The sequence below is a fragment of the Flavobacterium sp. genome, assembly GCF_052437795.1.
GTDB lineage: Bacteria > Bacteroidota > Bacteroidia > Flavobacteriales > Flavobacteriaceae > Flavobacterium.
The window spans coordinates 71,306-94,156 of sequence record NZ_JBQVPA010000006.1 but is presented as its reverse complement, the minus strand read 5'-3'; the positions used below and the strand labels follow the sequence as shown (position 1 = coordinate 94,156).

The window sequence follows — 22,851 nt, the reverse complement described above, 5'->3', positions numbered from 1 at the left end:
ACATCACTAAATATGTTAGATTCTAAAATACCTGCCGGGGAAATTTCCCAGAAATGGACAAAATATAAAGACCACCTCAGGCTTGTTGCCCCAAACAACAGGCCGAAGATCGACATCATCGTGGTGGGCACGGGCCTTGCGGGCGCTTCGGCTGCCGCATCGCTTGGAGAGATGGGCTATAATGTAAAAGCGTTCTGCTTCCAGGATTCGCCCCGTCGCGCGCACTCGATCGCAGCACAGGGCGGTATCAACGCCGCGAAGAACTACCAGAACGACGGCGACAGTATCTACAGGCTTTTTTATGACACTATAAAAGGGGGTGACTACCGTGCGCGTGAAGCGAACGTACACCGCCTTGCGGAAGTTTCGGGCAACATCATCGACCAGTGTGTTGCGCAGGGTGTTCCATTCGCACGCGATTACGGCGGAATGCTCGACAACCGCTCTTTCGGTGGTACACAGGTACAGCGTACCTTCTATGCCGCAGGGCAAACAGGACAGCAGCTGTTGCTTGGCGCCTACTCTGCATTGTCAAGGCAGATAGGCCAGGGCAATGTACAGATGTACAACCGCCACGAAATGCTAGACATCGTAAAAATAGGCGGCAAGGCACGCGGCATCATTGCCCGTAACCTTATCACCGGCGAATTGGAGAGGCATTCGGCACACGCGGTGATCATCGCTTCAGGAGGCTACGGGAACGTATATTTCCTTTCGACCAACGCAATGGGCTCTAACGTGACCGCCGCATGGAAGATACACAAAAAGGGTGCTTACTTTGCCAACCCCTGCTTCGTACAGATCCACCCGACCTGTATCCCGGTACACGGCGAGAACCAGTCGAAACTGACCCTGATGTCGGAATCGCTGCGTAACTCAGGCCGTATCTGGGTACCTAAAAAGAAGGAAGATGCTGAAGCGATCCGTTCAGGAAACCTGAAGCCGACACAAATAAAAGAAGAGGACAGGGATTACTTCCTTGAAAGAAGGTATCCTGCGTTTGGTAACCTGGTGCCGCGCGACGTGGCATCGAGGGCAGCGAAAGAGCGTTGCGATGCCGGTTTCGGTATCGAGGCCAACGCGACCAACGAAGGTGTTTACCTTGACTTCTCCTCGGAGATCATAAGTAAAGGAAAGCAGGCAGCTTATGCCACGGGTAACCACAACCCATCTGAAGATGAAGTTATAAAACTGGGTAAGGCGTGGGTTGAAGAGAAATACGGCAACCTTTTCCAGATGTACCAAAAGATCACCGACGAAAACCCGTATGAAACCCCGATGAAGATATACCCTGCGGTACACTATACCATGGGCGGCGTTTGGGTTGACTATAACCTGCAAAGCACCATAGAAGGCTGCTTCGTGGCTGGTGAGGCTAACTTCTCCGATCACGGTGCCAACCGCCTTGGAGCATCGGCACTGATGCAGGGACTTGCCGACGGTTACTTTGTATTGCCATACACGGTTTCCGATTACCTTTCGGCAGATATCCGTACAGGAAAGATACCAACAGATACACCTGAATTTGATGAAGCCGAGAATGAAGTAAGGAACTCTATCGAGAAATTCCTGAACAACAACGGCTCCAAGTCGGTTGACCATTTCCACAAAAAACTGGGCCACATTATGTGGAACAAGGTGGGCATGGGCCGTAACGAACAGGGGCTTACCGAAGCCGTTCGCGAGATCGATGAGCTAAGGAAAGAATTTTACCGCGATGTTTACGTTCCAGGCAGCGCCAATGAGCTTAACCCTGAACTGGAGAAGGCGCTTCGTGTGGCCGACTTCATGGAACTGGGACAGCTTATGGCAATGGATGCATTACAGCGTAAAGAATCGGCAGGAGGTCACTTCCGTGAGGAGTACCAGGATGCGGAAGGCGAAACGCTTCGTGATGACGTGAACTTCAACTTCGTAGGCGCATGGGAATATGGCGGAAGCGACATCAATGCCGAAACTCTCCACAAAGAGGTGCTGAACTACGAATACATTAAGATCGCCGCAAGGAACTACAAATAAAATACAAGAGAGATGGCTTCTAATAAAAATATAAACATCAACCTGAAGATATGGCGCCAGAAGGATGCCAAAACAAAAGGTAAAATAGAAACATACAAGCTTGACAATGTGTCGACCGACAGCTCTTTCCTTGAGATGCTCGATCAGTTGAACGAACAGCTGGTGAACAACCGTCAGGAACCTGTGGCATTCGACCACGACTGCCGCGAGGGTATCTGCGGGATGTGTTCGCTGTACATCAACGGACGCGCCCACGGACCCGATACGGCTATCACTACATGCCAGCTGCACATGCGTACGTTCAAGGACGGCGATACCATCTTTGTTGAGCCATGGAGGTCGAAGGCCTTCCCAGTAATAAAAGACCTTGTAGTAGACCGCAGCGCGTTCGACAGGATCCAGCAGGCAGGTGGATTCGTTTCGGTAAACACTACCGGGCGTACCATTGATGCTAACGCTACACCTGTACCAAAACACGATGCCGACAGGTCATTCGAGGCTGCGGCATGCATCGGTTGTGGCGCGTGTGTGGCAAGCTGCAAAAATGGTTCGGCAATGCTATTTGTAGGTGCAAAGGTATCGCAGTATGCGTTGCTTCCGCAAGGTAAGGTTGAGGCTACGCAAAGGGTACTTAACATGGTAAGACAGATGGACGAAGAAGGGTTCGGTAACTGTACCAACACCGGCGCGTGTGAGGTGGAATGCCCTAAAGGGATATCCCTTGAGAACATCGCCAGGATGAACAGGGAATACCTTTTCGCCAGCGTTAAATAAGAATTACACAAGTTTTATATAGAAAGCATCTGCCTTACGGTAGGTGCTTTTTTTATTTTACCACAAGGGCCACAAAGATTTTCACAAAGGTCACGAAGTTTATCGCCTTTGTGAGGCCACAAAGCTTTATGGATTTAGCTTTGTGAACCTTGTGCAATACCTTTTCGGGCCTTGTGGTAAAAATCTTGTAGTAAGTTGTCCATAATTGTCGTAATTTGGATTTCCGAAAACATCAAACATTCTAAAACGCTACCATGTTCAGAGCAAAACATATAACAGCCGGATTGTCGGCAATACTACTTGCAGGCCTTTTAACAGGTTGTGGGTCTTCCGTAAATAAGAGATCACCGGGCGCGGGACTGTGGGCCACCATGCCGGATAAGTCAATGCTGTTGGATAAACAGCCGGTATCCAACAATGCTTCCGCCGATCACATCAAACTTACCATTAGCCCCGAAGTGAAATACCAGGAAATGGATGGCTTTGGCTGTACGCTGACTGGGGGCAGCGCAATGCTCCTCACAAAAATGGATAAGCGATCACGCGCGGAGCTCTTGCAGGAAATTTACGGAACAGGACAAAATGATATCGGGATGAGCTACATCCGTGTGAGCATTGGCGCATCTGACCTTGACGAGCTGCTATTCTCTTACAACGATCTTCCTAAGGGCCAGACGGATGTTGACCTGAAGAAGTTCGACCTTGGCTACGACAAAAAATACCTGATCCCCGTGTTACAGGAAATATTGAAGATCAACCCTAAGATAAAGATACTCGGTTCGCCATGGTCACCCCCCGTATGGATGAAGGACAACGGCGATACGCGCGGGGGCAGCCTGAAACCTGAATATTACACGGCCTATGCCAAATACCTCGTAAAGTATGTTCAGGAGATGAAGAAGAACGGCATCACCATCGATGCGATCACGGTACAAAACGAGCCACTGCACCCGGGCAATAACCCAAGCCTGCTGATGGAAGCGAAAGACCAGAAGGTATTTGTGCGCGACCACCTTGGGCCTGCTTTCAAAAAGAACAGCATCAAAACGAAGATCATATTGTACGACCACAATGCCGACAGGCCTGACTACCCTATTTCAATTTTAGATGATAAGGAGGCTGCCAAGTATGTTGACGGCTCGGCGTTCCACCTTTATGGCGGGACGATCGACGCGGTATCTAAAGTACACGACGCGCACCCTGAAAAGAACCTGTACTTCACTGAGCAGTGGGTGGGCGCTCCGGGTGATTTTGCCAAAGAGCTTAACTGGCATATAGAGAACCTGAGCATTGGCGCGCCACGTAACTGGTGCAAGACCGTACTGGAATGGAACCTTGCCGCCGACGAAAAACAGGACCCGCACACCGACAGGGGTGGCTGTGACCGATGCCTTGGAGCCGTGACCATTTCCGGTAATAAAGTGACCCGCGAACCTGCCTATTATATCATTGCGCAATCGTCGAAGTTCATCAGGCCGGGTTCGGTAAGGGTGGAGTCGAATACCGTGGAAGGACTGCCTAGCGTGGCCTATAAGACTCCTGACGGCAAGATCGCGGTGCTGTTGCAGAATACCTCCAAAGAAGATAAAACAGTGGATGTAAGCACCGGAAACAAAAAAGCGACCGTGACGCTGAAAGCAGGAATGGTGGGGACGCTGGTGATGAAGTAATTTAATAAATGGAAAACCAGATAGCCAACATAAAGGACAAACTTGAACAGCTAAGAAAGCTGGACAAAAAGTATGTTATCTTTGGTTCTCCCAAACACCGTTACCAATTAAATCCGAAAATTTCAAAACAACAGATTGAAAATTTCGAAATAAAGTATGGAATCGAACTGCCTGATGGATATGCAAAATTTTTGATGCATTTGGGAAATGGCGGGGCCGGGCCTTTTTATGGAGTAGAAACTTTAGAAGGCTCCCTGTTTGATGATTTGGATTATAAAGATCCGGATACAATATTGAATCTTTCCAAACCATTTCCGCATAGTACTGCCTGGAATTTGAATTTCGATTCTGTATTCGATGTAAATGAAAACGAAGCCGAATACTATTTAGAACTTGAAAAATTTGAAGAAGTTTATTTTGCAACTTCACTAATGGATGGCAGTCTTGCTGTTTGTAATTTAGGCTGTGGTATAAATGTTCATCTTATCGTAAATGGAAACGAATACGGCAATATGTGGACTGACAATAGGTCTGGCGATTATGGCATACACCCTTTTGATGAACTTGGTAATAAAGAACGGATAGGATTTTTGGATTGGTATGAACTTTGGCTGGATAATTCGCTTGAAAAGATCAACACTGAACTTTCAGTACAAAACGCTTCTTCCAACCAACCAAAACCCTGGTGGAAAATATGGTAATCTCTTTAATTTATGAAATTAGCTTAATTCGTGGCTCAACAAAACAATGAAGATCTCCCTCATACAAACCTCCCTAACCTGGGAAGACCCGCAGGCCAATCGTGCGAGCTTCGAAAAGCTCATCAACGGCATCGATGCAACTGACCTTATTATACTGCCGGAAATGTTTGCAACCGGATTTACCATGAAACCTGAAGCTGTTGCTGAAACCATGGAGGGCGAAACCACTACGTGGATGAAGCGAATGGCCGCTGCCAAAGACTGCGCCATAACCGGAAGCATGGTAATTTCGGAAAACGGGAAGTATTATAACCGCCTGCTATTTGTTTATCCTGATGGGGAGATCAAAACGTACGACAAGAGGCACTTATTCTCTCTTGCCGGGGAAGAAAAGGCATATACAGCTGGCAGCGATAAACTGATCGTGGAATATAAGGGCTGGAAGATATGCCCGCTGGTGTGTTATGACCTGCGCTTTCCTATGTTCGCCCGTAATGTGGAGGAATACGACCTGCTGCTGTATGTTGCCAACTGGCCGTCGCCGCGCATTTTTGCGTGGGATATTTTACTAAAAGCCCGTGCCATCGAAAATATGTGCTATGTGGCAGGCGTGAACCGCATAGGCGAAGATGCCAACGGCCACCCCTACCCCGGCCATTCGGCAGTGGTGGACTGCCTGGGTGCAACGGTTATTGATGCTTTAGGTGAAGAAGGTGTTTTTTCCGTAGGATTAGATCGTGATAAAATGCTGGAAACGCGCAAAAAGTTCGGTTTCCTGAACGACCGCGACCACTTTACCCTCCGAGGTTAAAGGACTGCTCCACATCCCAGTTTTGCCGTACGTCAATAAGGTCGTCGCGCCCGTTGGTAAACCAAATAACTTCTTCGGGCTGGCGTTTGTCGAGATAGCTTCCGGTGTCCCACTCACGGTCCTTATTGTCGTCGTAAATTACGCGGAGTCGATATTTATCCGGCAGTATCGCATCAAAATTGATCTGTGTCTCCCCTTCGGAATAATAGGTTTCCTTAACCTCTCCTTTGGCATTGGTCAGTTCAAGTATCAGCGGGAAACGGTTCACATTTTCGAGCTTTACCCGCATATTACCGTATTCGCTGTACGTCCTGGTGGCAAGGGAATATTTTAGAGAGTCGGTTTGTTTACCGTAAAAGTCTGTCATAGCGCCCGGCATGAGCCTAAAAGTATACTTCTGGTTTTCTTCTTTGACAAAATCAAATTCGAGCTCCTGCCTGAGGTCATTATACACATAGGTGAACGGCACCCGCACAGAATCTTTGTTGAACAGCCTTATTTTAGTGCTATCTATAGCAACGAGCGGTGTCGATGGCTTCAGCATGAACTTTTCCCTGAAGTGAAGCCCGCCTTTTTGAACTGCTTCTACCTTTAGCGAATCGACCGCTTTCATTTCCTTGAACTTAACGGTAAAATCCTTTATCGAGTCGCGATGGCTTACCTGCACTTTCAGCGAATCAGCCACCAGGCCGCGTGGCAGCCATACGTTAAGCGAATCCTTACCCGGGAACTTTGTCACCACCGATGCGATCTCTTCTGTTCCGGCACCATTACGCACTTTTACCCTCATATCTTTAGGATCGCCCTCATAGGGGGCATACAACCTGTTAGACGATGCCTGTGTAGGCTTAAAATACTTGAAAGCTGGTTTTTCCTGAAAAAGTTCCAGCTGATATCCTGTTATAAGGCTGTCAGGAACATTTACAGTTTCATTCATGAACGCGATCTTATCCGTCTTGGGATCAAACCTGTAATTGTTGTTCTTATCCTTAAGGGCGATAAGATGGTACTTTCCTTCCTTGAGATTTTCCAGTGAGAAGTTGACCATGCTGTCGAGCGTGTTGGTCACATACCTGGGACGTTCTTTATAAATGGTGGAATCGTTGAATGTTTCGTTGGCTTCATACAGCATTACGGTCACGAAATTGTCCGTATCGCGCGAATAAGCATCTTTAATGCCCCCTCTTAACGTGAGCGAGTCGATATAAGTTCCCGTTGAGAAGATGAACTTGAACTGCGAATAAGGGTTGCTTTCATTATTGTCGGTAATACTCTGCCCGAAATTAAAACTATAGGTGGTATTTTCCTGCAGCGTATCTTTTATCTTAATGCTGATAAACCTGCTTGCACTTCCCATTGGGATGATGTCAGGCTGGGTCTTCATCGGCGGGGAAATGATAAGCTGTTTATTGATGTCCTTTACCTTGATGTACTCGTTAAAGTCGATGCGTATCTCCTTGCCTTTGAACCCTGTGCTCATATTTCGTGGCGAACTGCCAACAAGCACTGGCGGAATGGTATCTTTTGGGCCACCGGTAATGCCGCCACGTTTGGCGCATCCGGTCAACATTATCGAAATAAGGAATATATAGAGGAAAAATCTACTTTTCAGCATGTTGTATTCTTTGACTGCACAAAATAACGATTATATTCAGTGTAATTAAAATGTTTTTGGAAAATGTTTCGCCGGTAGGGTTTTTCCGTTGATAAGTGTTACCATGTAACCAACTAGTATAAACTAAGACAATACAGCCTCATTCGCAGGCTGCGGTCGTACATTAACCTGCCAAATGAAAAAAAATTATCTCCCGGCCACATTTTTTATCAACACATTATTGCTTTTAACTTCAATAACCGGCTTTTCGCAAACCCTTCAATGGGGCAAGCGCGGGGGAAGTAGTGACGAGATACCCGGCGGGCTGGTCATGAGACACGAACAAGTAGTCTCAATGGCTGCCGACCATCAGGGAAATGTTTTTGCCTTATCACCAGTTGGGATATCATCGCTGAATGTTGATGGCGTTGAGAAAGAGAACTACAGTGCTTATGACGGAGGCGGAGGCCCGGGGCTTGATTATATGATATCCAGCTTTGATTGCGATGGCGAACTTCGATGGGCCAAGGTGATCGGCGGGCCTGACAGCGATTATTTCAGGACTATAAAAATTGATGGTGCGGGCAGTGTATATACCGCGGGCGATATGTGGAACCTACAAACTACATTTGCTCAGGACATACATTTTGATGAAGACCTCGTGATCCCTTATGGCGATGGTAGTGTGAACAGGCAGTCGCTTTACCTTGTAAAATACAGCAATGACGGCGAACTCGAATGGGTGCGCACACCGCAGCCTGCCGATATAGATTTTGTGGAATCGATCACAAAGAACCGTTCACTTGGCAACGAAGTTGATAAAGAGGGCAATTCCTACTGGCTGTGCAGCATCATGCAGGGAAGCTACTGCAATGGCTCCTACATAAACACTGCCGAAGGCAGTACGCTGCATATTTTTAAATATAATTCAGCAGGCGAATTCGTTTCTGCACATCCTATGGACATTCAGATACAAGGCTACCCCATGTATACTTTTAAAATGGTGCGCAATAACGACACAGGCATAGTATATATTGCAGGCCATCGCTACAGTGCTGAAGAAAGCGATAAGGTCATAATTGACGGACAATTACTGCAGAGTACCATGTACATTGCCGCTTTTGATGATGAAGGTTCATTCTTATGGAAAAAGGAAAATATAGAAACGGTGCAGGGACCATGGCTTAATGACCTTACGCTCGACCCGCAGGGCAATGTTTATATTACCGGCGGAACATGGAACAACGATGGATTTGGCAACCATGTATTCGCATCGCCAACACCTTATATATTCCCGTTTGTAACGAAATTCTCGTCAGGGGGTAATGTGCTTTGGGCCTCCCACGCCATCACTGAAGCCGGGATCGATGCCAAGGCGATCATTGTAAATGGGAACGAAGTGTTAGTGACAGGTGGGGGCATAGGTATCGAATGGGGCAATTTTGAAGTGCCTATGGTTATGAATGCAGGATATGATATTTACATGGCACGCCTTAACCGGGAAACCGGCGCCGCAGTGGGCCTCACATCTGTAGTAAGCGGTGATCCGTCGTGGGACTACGGTTCTGCGCTTGCTTCTGCGAACGGCAACTATTATGTAGGTGCAGAATTTTCTACCAACATTACTGTGGCAGGCGAAACATTGTATAATACAGGCTCGCAATCCGATTTTGCAGTGATGAAGTACGGCACGGAGTCCTGTTGCGTTTTCCCGTTGCCGGAATTCAGCTTTGAAGGCGAAGAAGGCGAATTCAGTTTTGACTATACCGGAGAGGGCTTTACTACTATCGCATGGGACTTTGGCGACGATACCGGGACAGCAACTATAGAAGACCCTGACCATAGTTATACGGAAGATGGCGATTATGTAGTGTGTGTTACCGTTACGAACGACTGTGGCAGTCAGCAATATTGCAGGCAGGTAACTGCAGCCGGAACAGCTGGGACAAGTGATCGTGCATTGGAACAGGTAAAAGCGTATCCTAACCCGGTAAACAATTTACTTACCATAAGCAGTAACAGCGAACTCTCTTATGTTTTATATTCTGTTCCAGGTGCTAAGATACAAGACGGCTCATTGTTTACCGGCCAGCAACAGATCGACATGCGATCATTGCCATCCGGATTTTATATCTTAACGCTTAAGAATGGCCAGGGTGAACAAAAAACAATAAAGGTGGTAAAAGAGTAATTACGAATGTGCGAATGCCATTGCCACTATGCTCACGCGCGCGCCGGGAATCTTCAGCAATTCCCTTCCGCAGGCCTCCAGCGTTGATCCCGTGGTAATAACGTCGTCGACAAGCAAAAAGTGTTTGCCGTGGTCGGCTTCAGTAAAGTTAGCACCGAAAGCCGTTGCTATAGCGGCGCGTGCGGCAAGGTTTTTCTTCGTCTGCGTTTTGGTGTGTACGGTCTTTACCAAAATGCCTTCGTTATGATGCTTACCCAAACCATCCGCCAGTGCCTTACCGAATTCCGTAACCTGGTTGTAGCCGCGCTGGCGTAGTTTCTTCGGGTGCATGGGTACGGGAATGATATCGGTAACCGACCGAAGCGCCTCCACGGTTTTCAGGTCATTCACATACCATTCGCCCAAAAGCCTTGCCACCTCCTGCTGCCTGCGGTACTTAAGATTGTGGATCATCTGCTGCACCATGCCCTCTTTATGGAAATACACGAACGCTGACACATGCTCCACCGGCAGCCTCCCATAGAATTTTTTATACGCCTCATTCTCCGGGTTGAGGTGTTGAAGGGTAAAAGGCATGTCGTGGCGGCAGGCGGTGCACACTACGTCCTCGCTTTCCAGCAAAAGACCTGTGCAGCCGTTGCAGGTTTTCGGGAAAAGGAGGTTGAAGAGGGAGCGGAGCATTTAATGGCTTTTTGGATAAAGATATAAAACTTTTTATTTCTGTAACATCAGCCTGATTTTCTGTGTAATTTACTACACTTATAAATATAGGTTTTATATTTTTGCACCACTATGGCAAAACAAGAAGATCAATTCAAGAATGTTATCTCGCACGCAAAGGAGTATGGATTTATTTTCCAGTCCAGCGAGATATACGACGGGTTAAGCGCTGTATACGACTACGGCCAGAACGGAGCAGAATTAAAGAAGAACATCAGGGAATACTGGTGGAAATCGATGGTGCAGATGCATGAGAACATCGTGGGCATCGATGCCGCGATATTCATGCACCCTACCACATGGAAGGCTTCGGGGCATGTGGATGCGTTCAATGACCCGCTCATCGATAATAAGGATTCCAAAAAACGATACAGGGCCGACGTGCTTATCGAGGATTATGCCGAGAAGCTGAACCAGAAAGCCCAAAAGGAAATAGAAAAAGCACGCGTTCGCTTTGGCGAAGCCTTCAATGAAGAGGAGTTCGTTACGACCAATGCCCGTGTGGTGGAATACAAGGCCAAACAGCGCCAGATACTGGAGCGCATGGCCGCATCATTGGGCAGCGAGAACCTGGCCGATGTAAAAGCCCTCATAGAAGAGCTGGAGATCGCCGACCCGGAAACAGGATCGCGCAACTGGACAGAGGTAAGGCAGTTTAACCTGATGTTCGGCACCAAGCTGGGTGCTGAGGCTGCCAATGCTATGGACCTGTACCTTCGCCCGGAAACGGCGCAGGGTATCTTCGTTAACTTCCTGAACGTCCAGAAGACCGGCCGTATGAAAGTGCCGTTTGGTATCGCGCAAACGGGTAAGGCGTTCCGTAACGAGATCGTGGCAAGGCAGTTCATCTTCCGCATGCGCGAATTCGAGCAGATGGAAATGCAATTCTTTGTCCGTCCGGGCGAAGAGATGAAATACTATGAGTACTGGAAGGAAACCAGGCTGAAATGGCACTTGTCATTGGGTCTTGGTAAGGAAAACTACCGTTTCCACGACCATGAAAAGCTGGCACACTATGCCAATGCCGCTGCCGATATCGAGTTCAACTTCCCATTCGGTTTCAAGGAACTTGAGGGAATCCACTCGCGTACCGACTTCGACCTGAAAGCGCATGAGCAATTCAGCGGGAAGAAGTTGCAATATTTTGATAACGAGCTTAACGAGAACTACGTTCCGTATGTAGTGGAAACGTCTGTAGGGCTTGACAGGATGTTCCTTGCGGTATTCTCTACTGCATTGAAAGAGGAAACGCTGGAGGATGGCTCCACACGTACCGTACTAAGCCTTCCGGCTGTACTGGCGCCGACCAAAGCCGCCGTACTTCCATTGGTTAAGAAAGACGGGCTTCCGGATGTGGCAAAACAGATCATTGAAGACCTTAAATGGGATTTCAATGTGGCCTATGACGAGAAAGATGCTGTTGGCCGCCGTTACCGCAGGCAGGATGCGCTGGGCACGCCTTTCTGCATCACGGTAGACCACCAGACACTGGAAGACCAGACCGTAACTATCCGCCACCGCGACACTATGCAACAGGACAGGGTGAAGATATCCGAACTGAGAGGCATCATCAACGAAGAGGTTTCGGTAAGGAACTGGCTGATGAAGATGTAATAGATAAGGCTCCTTTCGGAGCCTTATTTTTTTGAATGACAATTTATGCAGTGTGAAGTTTTGAATTTAAATAAATCGTAATTTTATCTATTCAACTTCTTCATTCAAAGCATTCCATCCCCTTGCCTTCAACGGTATTTTTGTATTAGCACGCGTTATCAGGTGAACTCCCTCGCTTTCCTGTGTCATGTGGCCAATTACCGTAAAATTCGGATTGCCCTTTATCTTGTCGAAGTCCTCAATTTTAATGGTAAATAAAAGCTCATAATCCTCTCCGCCGTTAAGTGCCACGGTCGTGATGTCGATGTTGAACTCCTCGCAGGTATTGATAAGCTGCGGGTCGACCGGTATTTTTTCTTCGTACAGGTTGCAGCCCACACCACTCTTCTTGCACAGGTGGATGATCTCACTTGACAACCCGTCCGAAATATCGATCATCGATGTCGGCTGTATTTCCAGCGCCTTCAAAATATCCTTAACATCCCTGCGGACCTCCGGTTTCAGCTGGCGCTCTATCAGGTAGCTGTAAGCATCCAGGTCGGGCTGATTATTGGGATTTACCTGGAACACCTGCTTTTCGCGCTCGAGCACCTGCAGGCCCATATAGGCTGAACCCACATCGCCGGTAACCACAAGCAGGTCGGTGCTGCCTGCGCCTTTGCGGTAGGTAATGTCACTTTCGTCCGCTTCGCCTATTGCAGTAATGCTGAGGATCATGCCCTTGGTCGATGACGTTGTGTCGCCACCAATGATATCCACCCCATAGACCTTTGCGGCAAGCTTGATGCCGTCGTATAACTCATCCAGGGCTTCGATCGGAAAACGGTTGGACACCGCTATCGACACGGTTATCTGTGTCGGATTGGCGTTCATAGCGCAAATGTCTGACAGGTTAACTATTACTGCCTTGTAGCCCAAATGCTTGAGTGGCATGTACGCGAGGTCGAAATGTACACCCTCAATGAGCAGGTCGGTAGAGACTACCGCTTTCTTATCCTTAAAATCAAGCACCGCGGCATCGTCGCCAATGCCGGCAATCGTCGACGGCTGGGTTATTTCTATATTGCGGGTAAGGTGCTCTATCAGTCCGAATTCACCCATAGCCGAAAGGCTGGTGCGCTGCTGGTTTTTATCTTCGATCATTTTCTTTTGAGTTGCTCAGGTTCTTAGGGGCTTAGTTGCCGGGGGGGCAAAGGTACGAAGATCGTGGTGCAACGGCAAATAGGACTTTGGCAGTTCCAAAGCCGTATAGTTATCAATACATGATATTGAAGCTCCTATTCCGGTACTTTAGCTGCTTTCCAATACTCTATCACCTTTTTAATTACATCTCTGTATTCACTGTAATCTGTGATCTTGGTAAAAAATCCCTGCGCTGCTTTTTTGTAGGCCATTTTTATGGTCTCGGGATCGCTCGCGGTACTAAAAAATATATAGGGAACGGTCTTGTCATGAAGGTCGTTATCGGCCAATACCAGATCGCGCAGCTCATACCCGCTCATCTTGGGCATGTTGATGTCGGAGAAAATAAGGAATGGTGAACTTTCGGGCCTTTTCAGGTATTCCATTACAAGTGTACTGTCGGGCAATATAACTACTTCATTATCATAACCCAGATCATCGATTACTTCTTTCAGGATCTCTCCATCCTCCTTGTCGTCCTCAATAATTATTATCTGTCCGTTTTTCTTCATAAAAAAGGATTTTAGTAAATGTACGGTATTTAGTGCTAAAAAGTTTTAGTCATGTCCTCGTCTACAACAATGATAAAATCGGCACTGTTCAGGTATTCCTTTTCCAGTTTTGATATGTCCTTTTGCGATACGGCAGCAATGGTCACGATCTTTACGCCCGGCTTTTCCTTTTTGAGGTACCAGTTGATGCCCTCAAAGTTATCACTATGGTACGTACCATTGTAATGTACAAAGATCGTACCTTTTTTGAGGTTCTGAACTATAAAATACCCCATTGTGGCATCCTTTACCGCCTGTGCCTTCGGGAGGTTATCCCCTCCGTGGCCCCCGGCCATTTCCAGCATTTTTACATAGCCGGGCAGTGTGGCATCATAGGCTATGGGTAAAGGGGCGATCCATGTTCTCTCTTCGGCAGCCAGGGCATCGAGCGCTTCAAATCCGCCTTTATATACCTTGCTGGCATAGCGGCGCGGTATGTTGGTGGCAATGAACGGGTAGTTCTTTTCCTTGGCAAGGTCCACCAGCGGCTTGTAGTCGGTCTTATGGTTGTTCCAAAGCCGCGCCACGGTATCGAACGCCTTTTGGTCGATCTCACCCTTCAGGTATTGATCAAGTTGCTTTTGGTTATCGCGTTCTATCATTTCGGCGCCCAGCACAAGGGGCTTTTTTTCAGAAAGGTCTTTAGTAAGTTCCAGCTGCAGCCAGTGGATGAGCGAATTATCATGCTGCTCGCCGAACAGGACGACTTCGGTATCTCCGGCAGCTTTCAGCAATTTTTTATAGGTGGTCTTTTTGCCGTCTTTGTTATAAAGCTGGTAGGGCTGCTTGTCCTGGGCCAGGGATAAAGCCGATATAAGAAGTGTCGCTATAAGTATGCGGAGTTTCATCGTACATTGTTTAGTATTGCAAAAATACGGAATATTGTCAATACCTACTATCATAGAGCCACACTGTCTAAGGCCGGAAAAATGACTGGTCAAACTTTCCATAAAATAATAGATGATAGTGTTTTTCGGATCAATACTTCAAATGCACACAAATTTACCGATAATCTCCTTATTTTTGATGTCCAAACAAAAAGCTACATCATGAAATACCACCAGATAGCCAGCAGCCTTTTCGTTAAGAACCGTAAAAAGTTCATGGCCGAAATGAAGCCGAAAAGCGTTGCCGTATTCAACTCGAATGACATTTACCCTATAAGCGCCGACAGCACCATGCCGTTCCAGCAGCACCGCGACATTTTTTACCTGACAGGTGCCGACCAGGAGGAAAGCATACTTCTGCTATGTCCCGATGCACCGTATGAGCACCTGCGTGAGATCCTCTTCCTGCGTGAGACCAACGAGCACATTGCGGTATGGGAAGGCGAAAAGCTGACCAAAGCACGCGCTACAGAAGTATCGGGCATAAAAAATATCCAGTGGCTAAAGGACTTCGAGAAAACACTCTTCGAAGTAATGACCTACTGCGATACCATGTATATCAATACCAACGAGCATTACCGCTCGGCCGTGGAAACGCAGACGCGTGAGGACCGCTTCATCAAATGGTGGAAAGAGAAATACCCTGCACACCAGGTAGCCAAGAGCAACCCGATACTGCAAAGGCTTCGTTCGGTTAAGGAACAGGAAGAACTCGACCTGATGCAGAATGCCTGCAACATTACCGAGAAAGGCTTTCGCCGACTGCTTGGCTTCGTGAAGCCCGGCGTTTGGGAATACGAGATCGAAGCGGAGCTGATCCACGAATTCGTGCGCAACCGCTCGAAAGGGTTTGCCTACACACCTATCATCGCTTCGGGCAACAATGCCAATGTGCTGCACTACATCGAGAACAACCAGCAATGCAGGGAGGGCGACCTCATCCTGCTTGACGTAGCTGCCGAATATGCGAATTATTCATCCGACCTCAGCCGTACCATCCCGGTATCAGGCCGCTATACGCAAAGGCAGAAGGACGTGTATAACGCCGTATTACGCGTAAAGAACGAAGCGACTAAAATGCTCGTTCCCGGTACGCTGTGGAAGCAATACCATGTAGAGGTGGGCAAGATCATGACATCTGAACTATTGGGCTTAGGGCTGATCGACAAAGCCGATGTGCAGAACGAAGACCCTGCATGGCCGGCCTATAAAAAATATTTCATGCACGGCACCTCCCACCACCTGGGCCTCGACACACACGATTATGGGCTTTTGGCTGAGCCAATGCAGGCCAATATGGTATTTACCGTAGAGCCGGGCATTTACATCCCTGCCGAAGGCTTCGGCATACGCCTTGAAGATAACGTAGTGGTACAGGCCAGCGGTGAGCCATTCAACCTCATGAAAAATATACCGATCGAGGTGGAGGAGATCGAGAGTTTGATGAATGCATAGTTAGAAAGTTTCAAGTTTAAGGTTTAAGTTGCTTACTCCTGCGGAATACAAAAACAGCCCGCGGTCGCGGGCTGTTTTTTATTTAATATAACACTTTAGTTTTTGGATAACCTCTATTTTTGTACTTGTACAACTACTTGCCCCGACAGCGGCAACCTGAAACTTTACACTTGAAACTTCTAAACTATAAAAACATAAACCTTGCCTATTCCGATACCGGGAAGGGCACTGCCATTGTACTGCTTCATGGTTTTTTGGAGAACAGCACAATGTGGGATTTCTTTGCCGGTGAGTTTGCCAAGAAGTACCGCGTTATCACCATCGACCTGCTGGGCCACGGGCAGACGGAATGCCTGGGGTACATCCATACCATGGAGGATATGGCCGATGCCGTGCATGCCGTGTTGCACGAACTACGCATCCGCAAGGCAATATTCATGGGGCATTCGATGGGCGGTTATGTGGCTTTGGCCTTCGCCGAATTGTATCCCGATATGGTTAAGGGTATTGTACTGCAAAACTCCACCTCTTTGGCAGACAGCGATGAACGCAAGATCAACCGTGACCGTGCCATAAAAGCGGTAAAGCAAAACTATACCGCTTTTGTCCGCATGTCAATTGCTAATCTTTTCAGCGAAGAGAACCGCGAAAAGTTTGCCGATGAGATCGAGGCACTTCGAAATGAAGCCCTAAAAACGCCTTTGCAGGGTATCGTTGCCGCGCTGGAAGGGATGAAGGTCCGCAAAGACCGCGAGGTAATATTACACTTTGCGCCCTACCTTATCCTGCTGGTATTAGGCAGGCAGGATCAAAGCCTGATATATGACGAGCATGCGGGCCAGGTGGAAGGCACCGATGTAAAGTTCGTTACCTATCCGCATGGCCACATGAGCCACATCGAAAGCAGGGATGAATTGCTGAAGGAGGTTTTGGAGTTTTTTAAAAACTGCTAGTTGTCTTCCGTTCAGCGTCATTGCGAGCGCAGTTTATGGAGCGCGGCAATCTATACTTCGTTGTAATTAGTCTTATGATACATTGAAAGATCGCTTCGTTGTTCCTCCTCGCGATGACAGATTCGGAAACTGTGACCAAAAACTAAACCTTCTCCACAAAATCAATTCCCTGATCCAAGATCTCATTGATCAAGCCGACCAACTGTGTTTTGAACTCCTCCAATAGTTCGCCGTCTACCACATCCCTTTCTGGCGCCGACCTATCATAACCGTCCTTATAGCTAAAACTCATGAAGCCACTTTTCATATTCTTGAACGATATGATGCCTGCTTCGGTTTCCAGTCCTCCCGCAAGTTCTTCGTACATAAAAACATACGTGAGTAGCTGAATTATCTTTTCGTTCTTTATATCGCCCGTGAGGCCCTCCCAGGCTTTTAGCGTAAGGTCGCGCTTCTCTACTTTGCCGGTCTTGTAATCCACGATACGCAGCCTGCCGTCGCGCTGCTCAATGCGGTCAATATTTCCGGAAATGAGGACGGGATAAGGCAGCCTGACATCATTGAGCCATCGTTCGTAGCGATGCTCAAGTGCCAGTACCTTTACGGCATCGCCATTGGCTAATCCGCTCTTTTCCTGCTTCAGGAAATTATGCACATTGCGTTTGGCTACTTCAAAAGCCAGCAGGTTGCGGCCCTTGCGTATCTCCCCCTCTTTGTAGACTTCCCTAAACTGTACCATAACCTCATCATCGGCAAGCGCAGCCATGTTATCCACATCATGCACTGCAAGGAATTTATTGAGGTATGGCCTGTAGAGCTCTTCCAAAGCTCCGTGGATAATGGTTCCCAGCGTGTTCAGGGCAATGCTCTCCTCTACTTCCTCCGTTTCGCGGATGCGCAGTACCCGTTGGTAGTAAAACTGTATAGGGTTGCGGATGTACCCTGTGAGCGCCGACGGTGAAAACCCTTTATCGGTGGCGATCTCCTTAAGCCTGTCCATTACCTTTTGGGTCTTTGGCACAGTCATCGGGGTGTAGGCTTTATCGGGCAGATAGGCATTGTAAATAACGCTTTCCAGGTTGTGTGCGGGTTTCTTTTCTATCTCGAGCTGTGTCAGGAAGCGGCTTCGTTCGCCCGCATCGAGGCCTTCGCTTTCGGTATTGTACAGCAGGTAAACATTCTTTGCGCGCAACAGCAGGTGATAAAAGTGATAACTGTATATTGCATCCTTTTCCCTGTAGGTGGGCAGTCCGAGCTCGCGTTTTACATCATAGGGGATAAAGGAGTTCTGTACCTTGCCTGTCGGGAACTTACCCTCGTTGACCGATGTGATGATCACATTCTCAAAATCGAGCACACGGCTTTCGAGCACACCCATGATCTGCAGTCCGGAGAGCGGTTCACCCTCAAACGATACTTCAGCCAGTTCGATAACCTGCTTATAAATGGAATGCAGCACACTAATATTGTCCATCTGCGGGTGCGCCTCATAATAATTAATGAGTTTGTTGATGACCTTGAAAATGGAATACAGGAATGCCTTAGTGATCTTATCCTCTTCATCATCGGTGCCCAGGAACGACTTTATCATCAGCAAAAGCTGAGAAAGCCTTTCGAGTATCTGCCCTGCATTATTGTCCCAACGCCCGAACAATAAGTTGAAAAATGGTGATGCCTCCCCTTGTATCTCGAACAGCTTTGAAAGCGAGAAGAAGGTAAAGTTATTGCGGTTGATAATGTCAACAAGCTCTTCCGCGCCCACATAGGGCTCTACCAATGGGTGCGTGAGTATATCGAGCACTTCACGGTAATACAGCGTGTAACTTTTTTCACTTCGCCCAAGCGAATTGGTATGCAGCTTGAACAGCTTCTGCACCAAAATCTGCGCAGGGTTGTTGCGGCTGCTGTACCCCATGGTGATATTCAGACTGCCCACACTTGCCGGCAGGCTGTACAGTATGGGTATGAGCAGGTTTTCCTCTCCCAGTACCAGCGCGGTCTTGTCAAGGGTATGGCCGTCCTGCTGTATCTGCTCTATTATTTCGCCCGCGATCTTAGCCTGTCCCACCGTTTTGGGCGTACCAATGATCTTTATGTTCTTAGGCTTGCTGAACTCGTCTACGATCCACTCGAACGGATGTGTTGAAAACTGCTTCCATTCCTTTTGAAAACGACGAACGAAAAGCCCTGCATCGTGGTATGGATCGTTCAGGAAAGCGTGGTCTATATCCCAATATACCCTTGCCTGGCCCATGGATAGCAGGTGCTGGATGATCTTTTCCTCAGCAGCATTCAGGGCATTAAACCCTGCAAATACCATCTGTTCCTTTTTAAAAGCATTGGAAAAGTGGTTGATGTTGCCAACAGCCTCACGATAAATGAGCCCCTGGTAGCCCACGCCTTTTTCAAGCAAATGGTTATAAAGCGCATCGTAATACAAGGGCAGCTGTTTCCAGAATTCAAGATAGTTGGCGATCATCACGGTACGCTTGTCCACATCTACCGCCCAGTGTTCTATTTCCTGTATGTTCTCGAGATAGGTAAGCACATATTTTGGATCAAGCAGGTAGCGGTCTATCTCGTTCAGGTCCTGGAGGAGGGTTTTGGCCCAGTTGGCATAGGTTTCAAAAGGCTGCTGCTTATCCTTTGGCGTAAGCCCAAGGTAAATGGCGTAGAATTCGAACAACAGTTCGATAGCGTCTATCGAACGTATGCCTGCCATATCCTGTATGAGATCTTCAATGCTTATGATCTCCGGGGCAAAAATAGTCCCGTTCAGTTTTCGTTTCAGTGCTTCGATAAGGAAAACCTTTGCCCGCTTGTTGGGCAGCACAATTACGATATTGGATAACGAACTGCCATAATTGGCTGTTAGTTCGGTGCTGAGCTTGTCTAAAAAAGTCCTGTCGTCCATGCTATAAAAATAAAAAAACGTCCCGATACTATCGGGACGCCTTTCATTTATTTTGATATATCTACTTATTCTTTGATAAGCTTGATCTCAACCCTCCTGTTTTGGGCTTTGCCCGCAGCAGTTTTGTTAGTTGCGATCGGCTTGGTCTCACCGTAACCTGTAGACATTAGCCTGTCAGCAGCTACACCACCTTCGATAAGGAAGTTCCTTACTGCAGAAGCCCTGTTTTCAGATAGCGTCTGGTTAAGAGCGTTGCTTCCGTCGCTGTCAGTGTGTCCTTCGATGCTGAACTTAGCTTGTGGATATTCTTTGAAGATAGCAAGCATTGAGTTCAATACCGGCATAGTTTCTTCTTTAAATGTAGCCTTACCGCTGTTGAACAGGATAGTCCTTGCGAACTCGTTAAGACGCTTGATCACCTCTTCAGTAACTTCAGGACATCCGCGGTTCGCAGCAGTACCTCTTACGTTAGGGCAAAGATCATCTTTATCAAGTACACCGTCACCATCTGTATCTGGCCATGGACATCCGCCATTTTCTTTAGGACCGGCAACATCCGGACATTTGTCATCTTTGTCAGCTATACCGTCGCCATCAGTATCAGGACATCCCTGGAATTGAGACAGACCTGCAACATCCGGACAAGCGTCATCTTTATCAGCTATACCGTCACCATCACGATCCGGACATCCCTGGAATTCAGGAAGGCCTGCTTCTTGAGGACATGCGTCATCTTTGTCAGGAATACCGTCGCCGTCTGTGTCAGGACATCCCTGGAATTTCTCAGGACCTGCGATCTCAGGACAAAGATCGTCTTTGTCATAGATGCCGTCACCATCAGTATCTTTACCGCCAAACTTGAAGGTAAGACCTGCAAAGTGCTGTATATGCCTTGGCACGTTAGCCTCAGCCTGATCTTCGAACGTGTGCTTGTAAGTAGATTGAAGTGTAAGGGCTACGTTTTCTGAGAACCAGAAGTTAACACCCACGCCACCGTTCACAGTACCGTTACCCATGTCGTCGATCCATGTGTAACCACCACCTACTTGTACGAACGGGTTGAACCAGCTCTTTTGAAGGAAGCCGTACTTGATCATACCATCAATACCATAGTAAGTAAGGTTGTCAACTTCATTCATTACATAGTCCTGTGTACCAGGAGTACGTGTAATGACTTTATCAATTTTGTTCACAGATCCTGTAAGGCCAAAAGAGAATCCATCGCCTACGTGCCTTGACACGTTGATGTAAGATACAGACGGCAAGATATTCCAGTCTTTAACTTTGAAATACTGGCTGAAATTGTCGCTAACTTCTGATGCAGCACCAAAACGCGTACTTACCGCGTTGACACCAAATGAGATTGCCCAAGGATTGTCTTCGTCCTGTGCCTGAGCATTACCAAGCCCTAAGGCAAGCAACGCACCGACAAATAGTTTGTTAAGATGTCTCATACTTTTTTGTTTTAATTACGAAAGGTTATATGAGACAAAATTACAGTGTTAAAACAACACAGCAAAACCTTTTATTAATAATTATCCTACTTATTTGCCCAAATTGTAGTTAAATCACTGTTAAAGCTTTGCCAACTTCGGTAAAGGCAGTGATGGCTTTATCCAGATGTTCCTGCGTATGGGCTGCCGAAAGCTGTACTCTAATTCTTGCTTTTCCTTTAGGCACCACCGGAAAGAAAAATCCCGTCACATAGATACCCTTTTCCAGCAATGCATCGGCCATTTGCTGCGAAAGCTTTGCATCATAAAGCATTACCGGCACAATAGCCGAATCGCCATCGATGATATCAAAGCCTGCCTTCTTCATTCCTGCTTTAAAATAATTGGTATTCCACTCCAGTTTGTCACGTAGCGTGGTATCTTTTTTAAGCAGCTCGAATACTTTTATCGAAGCCCCAACAATAGCCGGCGCCAATGAATTCGAGAAAAGGTACGGGCGCGAACGCTGCCTTAATATTTCGATGATCTCTTTTTTACCTGTAGTATAGCCACCCATGGCACCGCCAAGCGCCTTGCCCAGCGTACCGGTAATAATATCCACCCTGCCCATAACGCCTTTGGCCTCCAGCGTGCCTTTGCCTGTTTCGCCGATAAACCCGGCGGCATGGCACTCATCTACCATAACCATCGCATCATATTTATCTGCCAGGTCGCATATCTTGTCCAGCGGGGCCACAAGGCCATCCATAGAGAAAACACCATCGGTCACTATGATCTTAAAGCGCCTGCCTTCTGCATTAGCTTTTATCAGCTGCTCTTCAAGTTCCTGCATGTTGCTGTTCTCATAGCGGTAGCGGGCTGCCTTACATAAACGCACACCATCTATGATAGAGGCATGGTTAAGGCTGTCAGATATAATGGCATCCTCTTCGCCTAGCAACGGCTCGAACACACCGCCGTTCGCATCAAATGCAGCTGCATATAATATAGTGTCCTCTGTTCCGTAAAAATCGGCGATCGCCTTTTCAAGGTTTTTGTGGATGTCCTGCGTACCGCAAATGAAGCGCACTGATGACATCCCGAAACCGTGTGTATCCAACGCATCCTTTGCCGCCTGTATCACTTCCGGGTGCGATGACAGCCCCAGGTAGTTGTTGGCGCAAAAGTTCAGTACCTTTTGCCCGCTGTCGAGCGTAATTTCCGCGCCCTGTGGCGAAGCGATAATGCGTTCTTTCTTGTAAAGTCCGTTCTCTTTAATAGATCCGATCTCAGCCGTCAGGTGATCCTTTATCTTTCCGTACATTTTATGTTGTTTAGTTTATAGTTATTCAAGCTCCATGGTGGTGATCATTGCAAATATA

General features: G+C 47.5%; 17 protein-coding genes. 9 read left to right on the top strand and 8 right to left on the bottom strand.

Annotated features, from left to right (window positions below; genetic code table 11):
- The first annotated feature begins 12 nt into the window (after nucleotides 1-12).
- The 5 genes from ACT6R0_RS17180 (at nucleotide 13) to ACT6R0_RS17160 (ending at nucleotide 5,975) form a co-directional block, all read left to right on the top strand.
- The gene (locus tag ACT6R0_RS17180; protein ID WP_444655086.1) at nucleotides 13-2,019 is read left to right on the top strand and encodes a fumarate reductase/succinate dehydrogenase flavoprotein subunit; all 2,007 of its coding nucleotides are present in this window, start codon (nucleotides 13-15) and stop codon (nucleotides 2,017-2,019) included.
- Between the two features lie 12 nt (nucleotides 2,020-2,031).
- Nucleotides 2,032-2,793, top strand: coding sequence for a succinate dehydrogenase/fumarate reductase iron-sulfur subunit (locus ACT6R0_RS17175; protein WP_444655084.1), 762 nt, complete (start codon nucleotides 2,032-2,034; stop codon nucleotides 2,791-2,793).
- Nucleotides 2,794-3,047: 254 nt separating this feature from the next.
- Nucleotides 3,048-4,463 (top strand): glycoside hydrolase family 30 protein, encoded by a 1,416-nt coding sequence (locus ACT6R0_RS17170; RefSeq protein WP_444655083.1) that lies wholly within the window; start codon nucleotides 3,048-3,050, stop codon nucleotides 4,461-4,463.
- 8 nt (nucleotides 4,464-4,471) lie between these two features.
- Nucleotides 4,472-5,164: an SMI1/KNR4 family protein gene (locus ACT6R0_RS17165; RefSeq protein WP_444655082.1), complete on the top strand. Its 693-nt coding sequence runs from the start codon at nucleotides 4,472-4,474 to the stop codon at nucleotides 5,162-5,164.
- Nucleotides 5,165-5,210: 46 nt separating this feature from the next.
- Nucleotides 5,211-5,975: an amidohydrolase gene (locus ACT6R0_RS17160; protein ID WP_444655080.1), complete on the top strand. Its 765-nt coding sequence runs from the start codon at nucleotides 5,211-5,213 to the stop codon at nucleotides 5,973-5,975.
- Here ACT6R0_RS17160 and ACT6R0_RS17155 read toward each other — a convergent pair.
- Nucleotides 5,959-7,590 (bottom strand): Ig-like domain-containing protein, encoded by a 1,632-nt coding sequence (locus ACT6R0_RS17155; RefSeq protein ID WP_444655078.1) that lies wholly within the window; start codon nucleotides 7,588-7,590, stop codon nucleotides 5,959-5,961. The genes ACT6R0_RS17160 and ACT6R0_RS17155 overlap by 17 nt on opposite strands.
- Before the next feature lie 175 nt (nucleotides 7,591-7,765).
- Between ACT6R0_RS17155 and ACT6R0_RS17150 the strand changes: the two genes are divergently transcribed.
- Complete coding sequence (locus ACT6R0_RS17150; protein WP_444655076.1) at nucleotides 7,766-9,760, top strand: PKD domain-containing protein; 1,995 nt, start codon at nucleotides 7,766-7,768, stop codon at nucleotides 9,758-9,760.
- Here the strand turns inward: ACT6R0_RS17150 and ACT6R0_RS17145 are convergent, their stop codons facing one another.
- Nucleotides 9,761-10,441 carry a ComF family protein gene (locus tag ACT6R0_RS17145; protein WP_444655074.1) on the bottom strand — a complete coding sequence of 227 codons (681 nt, stop codon included), beginning with the start codon at nucleotides 10,439-10,441 and terminating at the stop codon, nucleotides 9,761-9,763.
- Between the two features lie 111 nt (nucleotides 10,442-10,552).
- Here ACT6R0_RS17145 and ACT6R0_RS17140 point away from each other — a divergent pair, with 111 nt between their 5' ends.
- The gene (locus tag ACT6R0_RS17140) at nucleotides 10,553-12,094 is read left to right on the top strand and encodes a glycine--tRNA ligase (RefSeq protein WP_444655072.1); all 1,542 of its coding nucleotides are present in this window, start codon (nucleotides 10,553-10,555) and stop codon (nucleotides 12,092-12,094) included.
- An 87-nt stretch (nucleotides 12,095-12,181) separates the two neighbouring features.
- On the opposite strand, the gene thiL is transcribed toward ACT6R0_RS17140, so the two are convergent.
- The 3 genes from thiL to ACT6R0_RS17125 form a co-directional block, all read right to left on the bottom strand.
- Nucleotides 12,182-13,237: a thiamine-phosphate kinase gene (gene thiL, locus ACT6R0_RS17135; protein WP_444655070.1), complete on the bottom strand. Its 1,056-nt coding sequence runs from the start codon at nucleotides 13,235-13,237 to the stop codon at nucleotides 12,182-12,184.
- A 134-nt stretch (nucleotides 13,238-13,371) separates the two neighbouring features.
- Nucleotides 13,372-13,788 (bottom strand): response regulator, encoded by a 417-nt coding sequence (locus ACT6R0_RS17130; protein WP_444655068.1) that lies wholly within the window; start codon nucleotides 13,786-13,788, stop codon nucleotides 13,372-13,374.
- 35 nt (nucleotides 13,789-13,823) lie between these two features.
- Nucleotides 13,824-14,675: a ChaN family lipoprotein gene (locus ACT6R0_RS17125; RefSeq protein WP_444655066.1), complete on the bottom strand. Its 852-nt coding sequence runs from the start codon at nucleotides 14,673-14,675 to the stop codon at nucleotides 13,824-13,826.
- A 201-nt stretch (nucleotides 14,676-14,876) separates the two neighbouring features.
- Here ACT6R0_RS17125 and ACT6R0_RS17120 point away from each other — a divergent pair, with 201 nt between their 5' ends.
- Nucleotides 14,877-16,169 (top strand): aminopeptidase P family protein, encoded by a 1,293-nt coding sequence (locus tag ACT6R0_RS17120; protein ID WP_444655064.1) that lies wholly within the window; start codon nucleotides 14,877-14,879, stop codon nucleotides 16,167-16,169.
- Nucleotides 16,170-16,339: 170 nt separating this feature from the next.
- Complete coding sequence (locus ACT6R0_RS17115; RefSeq protein ID WP_444655062.1) at nucleotides 16,340-17,122, top strand: alpha/beta fold hydrolase; 783 nt, start codon at nucleotides 16,340-16,342, stop codon at nucleotides 17,120-17,122.
- A gap of 142 nt (nucleotides 17,123-17,264) precedes the next feature.
- Here the strand turns inward: ACT6R0_RS17115 and ACT6R0_RS17110 are convergent, their stop codons facing one another.
- From ACT6R0_RS17110 to kbl, 3 genes are all read right to left on the bottom strand, one after another.
- A complete protein-coding gene (locus ACT6R0_RS17110) occupies nucleotides 17,265-20,036 on the bottom strand; it encodes a PD-(D/E)XK nuclease family protein (RefSeq protein WP_444655060.1) in 2,772 nt (923 codons plus the stop codon).
- Between the two features lie 65 nt (nucleotides 20,037-20,101).
- A complete protein-coding gene (locus tag ACT6R0_RS17105; protein ID WP_444655058.1) occupies nucleotides 20,102-21,490 on the bottom strand; it encodes an OmpA family protein in 1,389 nt (462 codons plus the stop codon).
- A 109-nt stretch (nucleotides 21,491-21,599) separates the two neighbouring features.
- Complete coding sequence (gene kbl / locus ACT6R0_RS17100) at nucleotides 21,600-22,793, bottom strand: glycine C-acetyltransferase (RefSeq protein WP_444655056.1); 1,194 nt, start codon at nucleotides 22,791-22,793, stop codon at nucleotides 21,600-21,602.
- Nucleotides 22,794-22,851 lie beyond the last annotated feature (58 nt).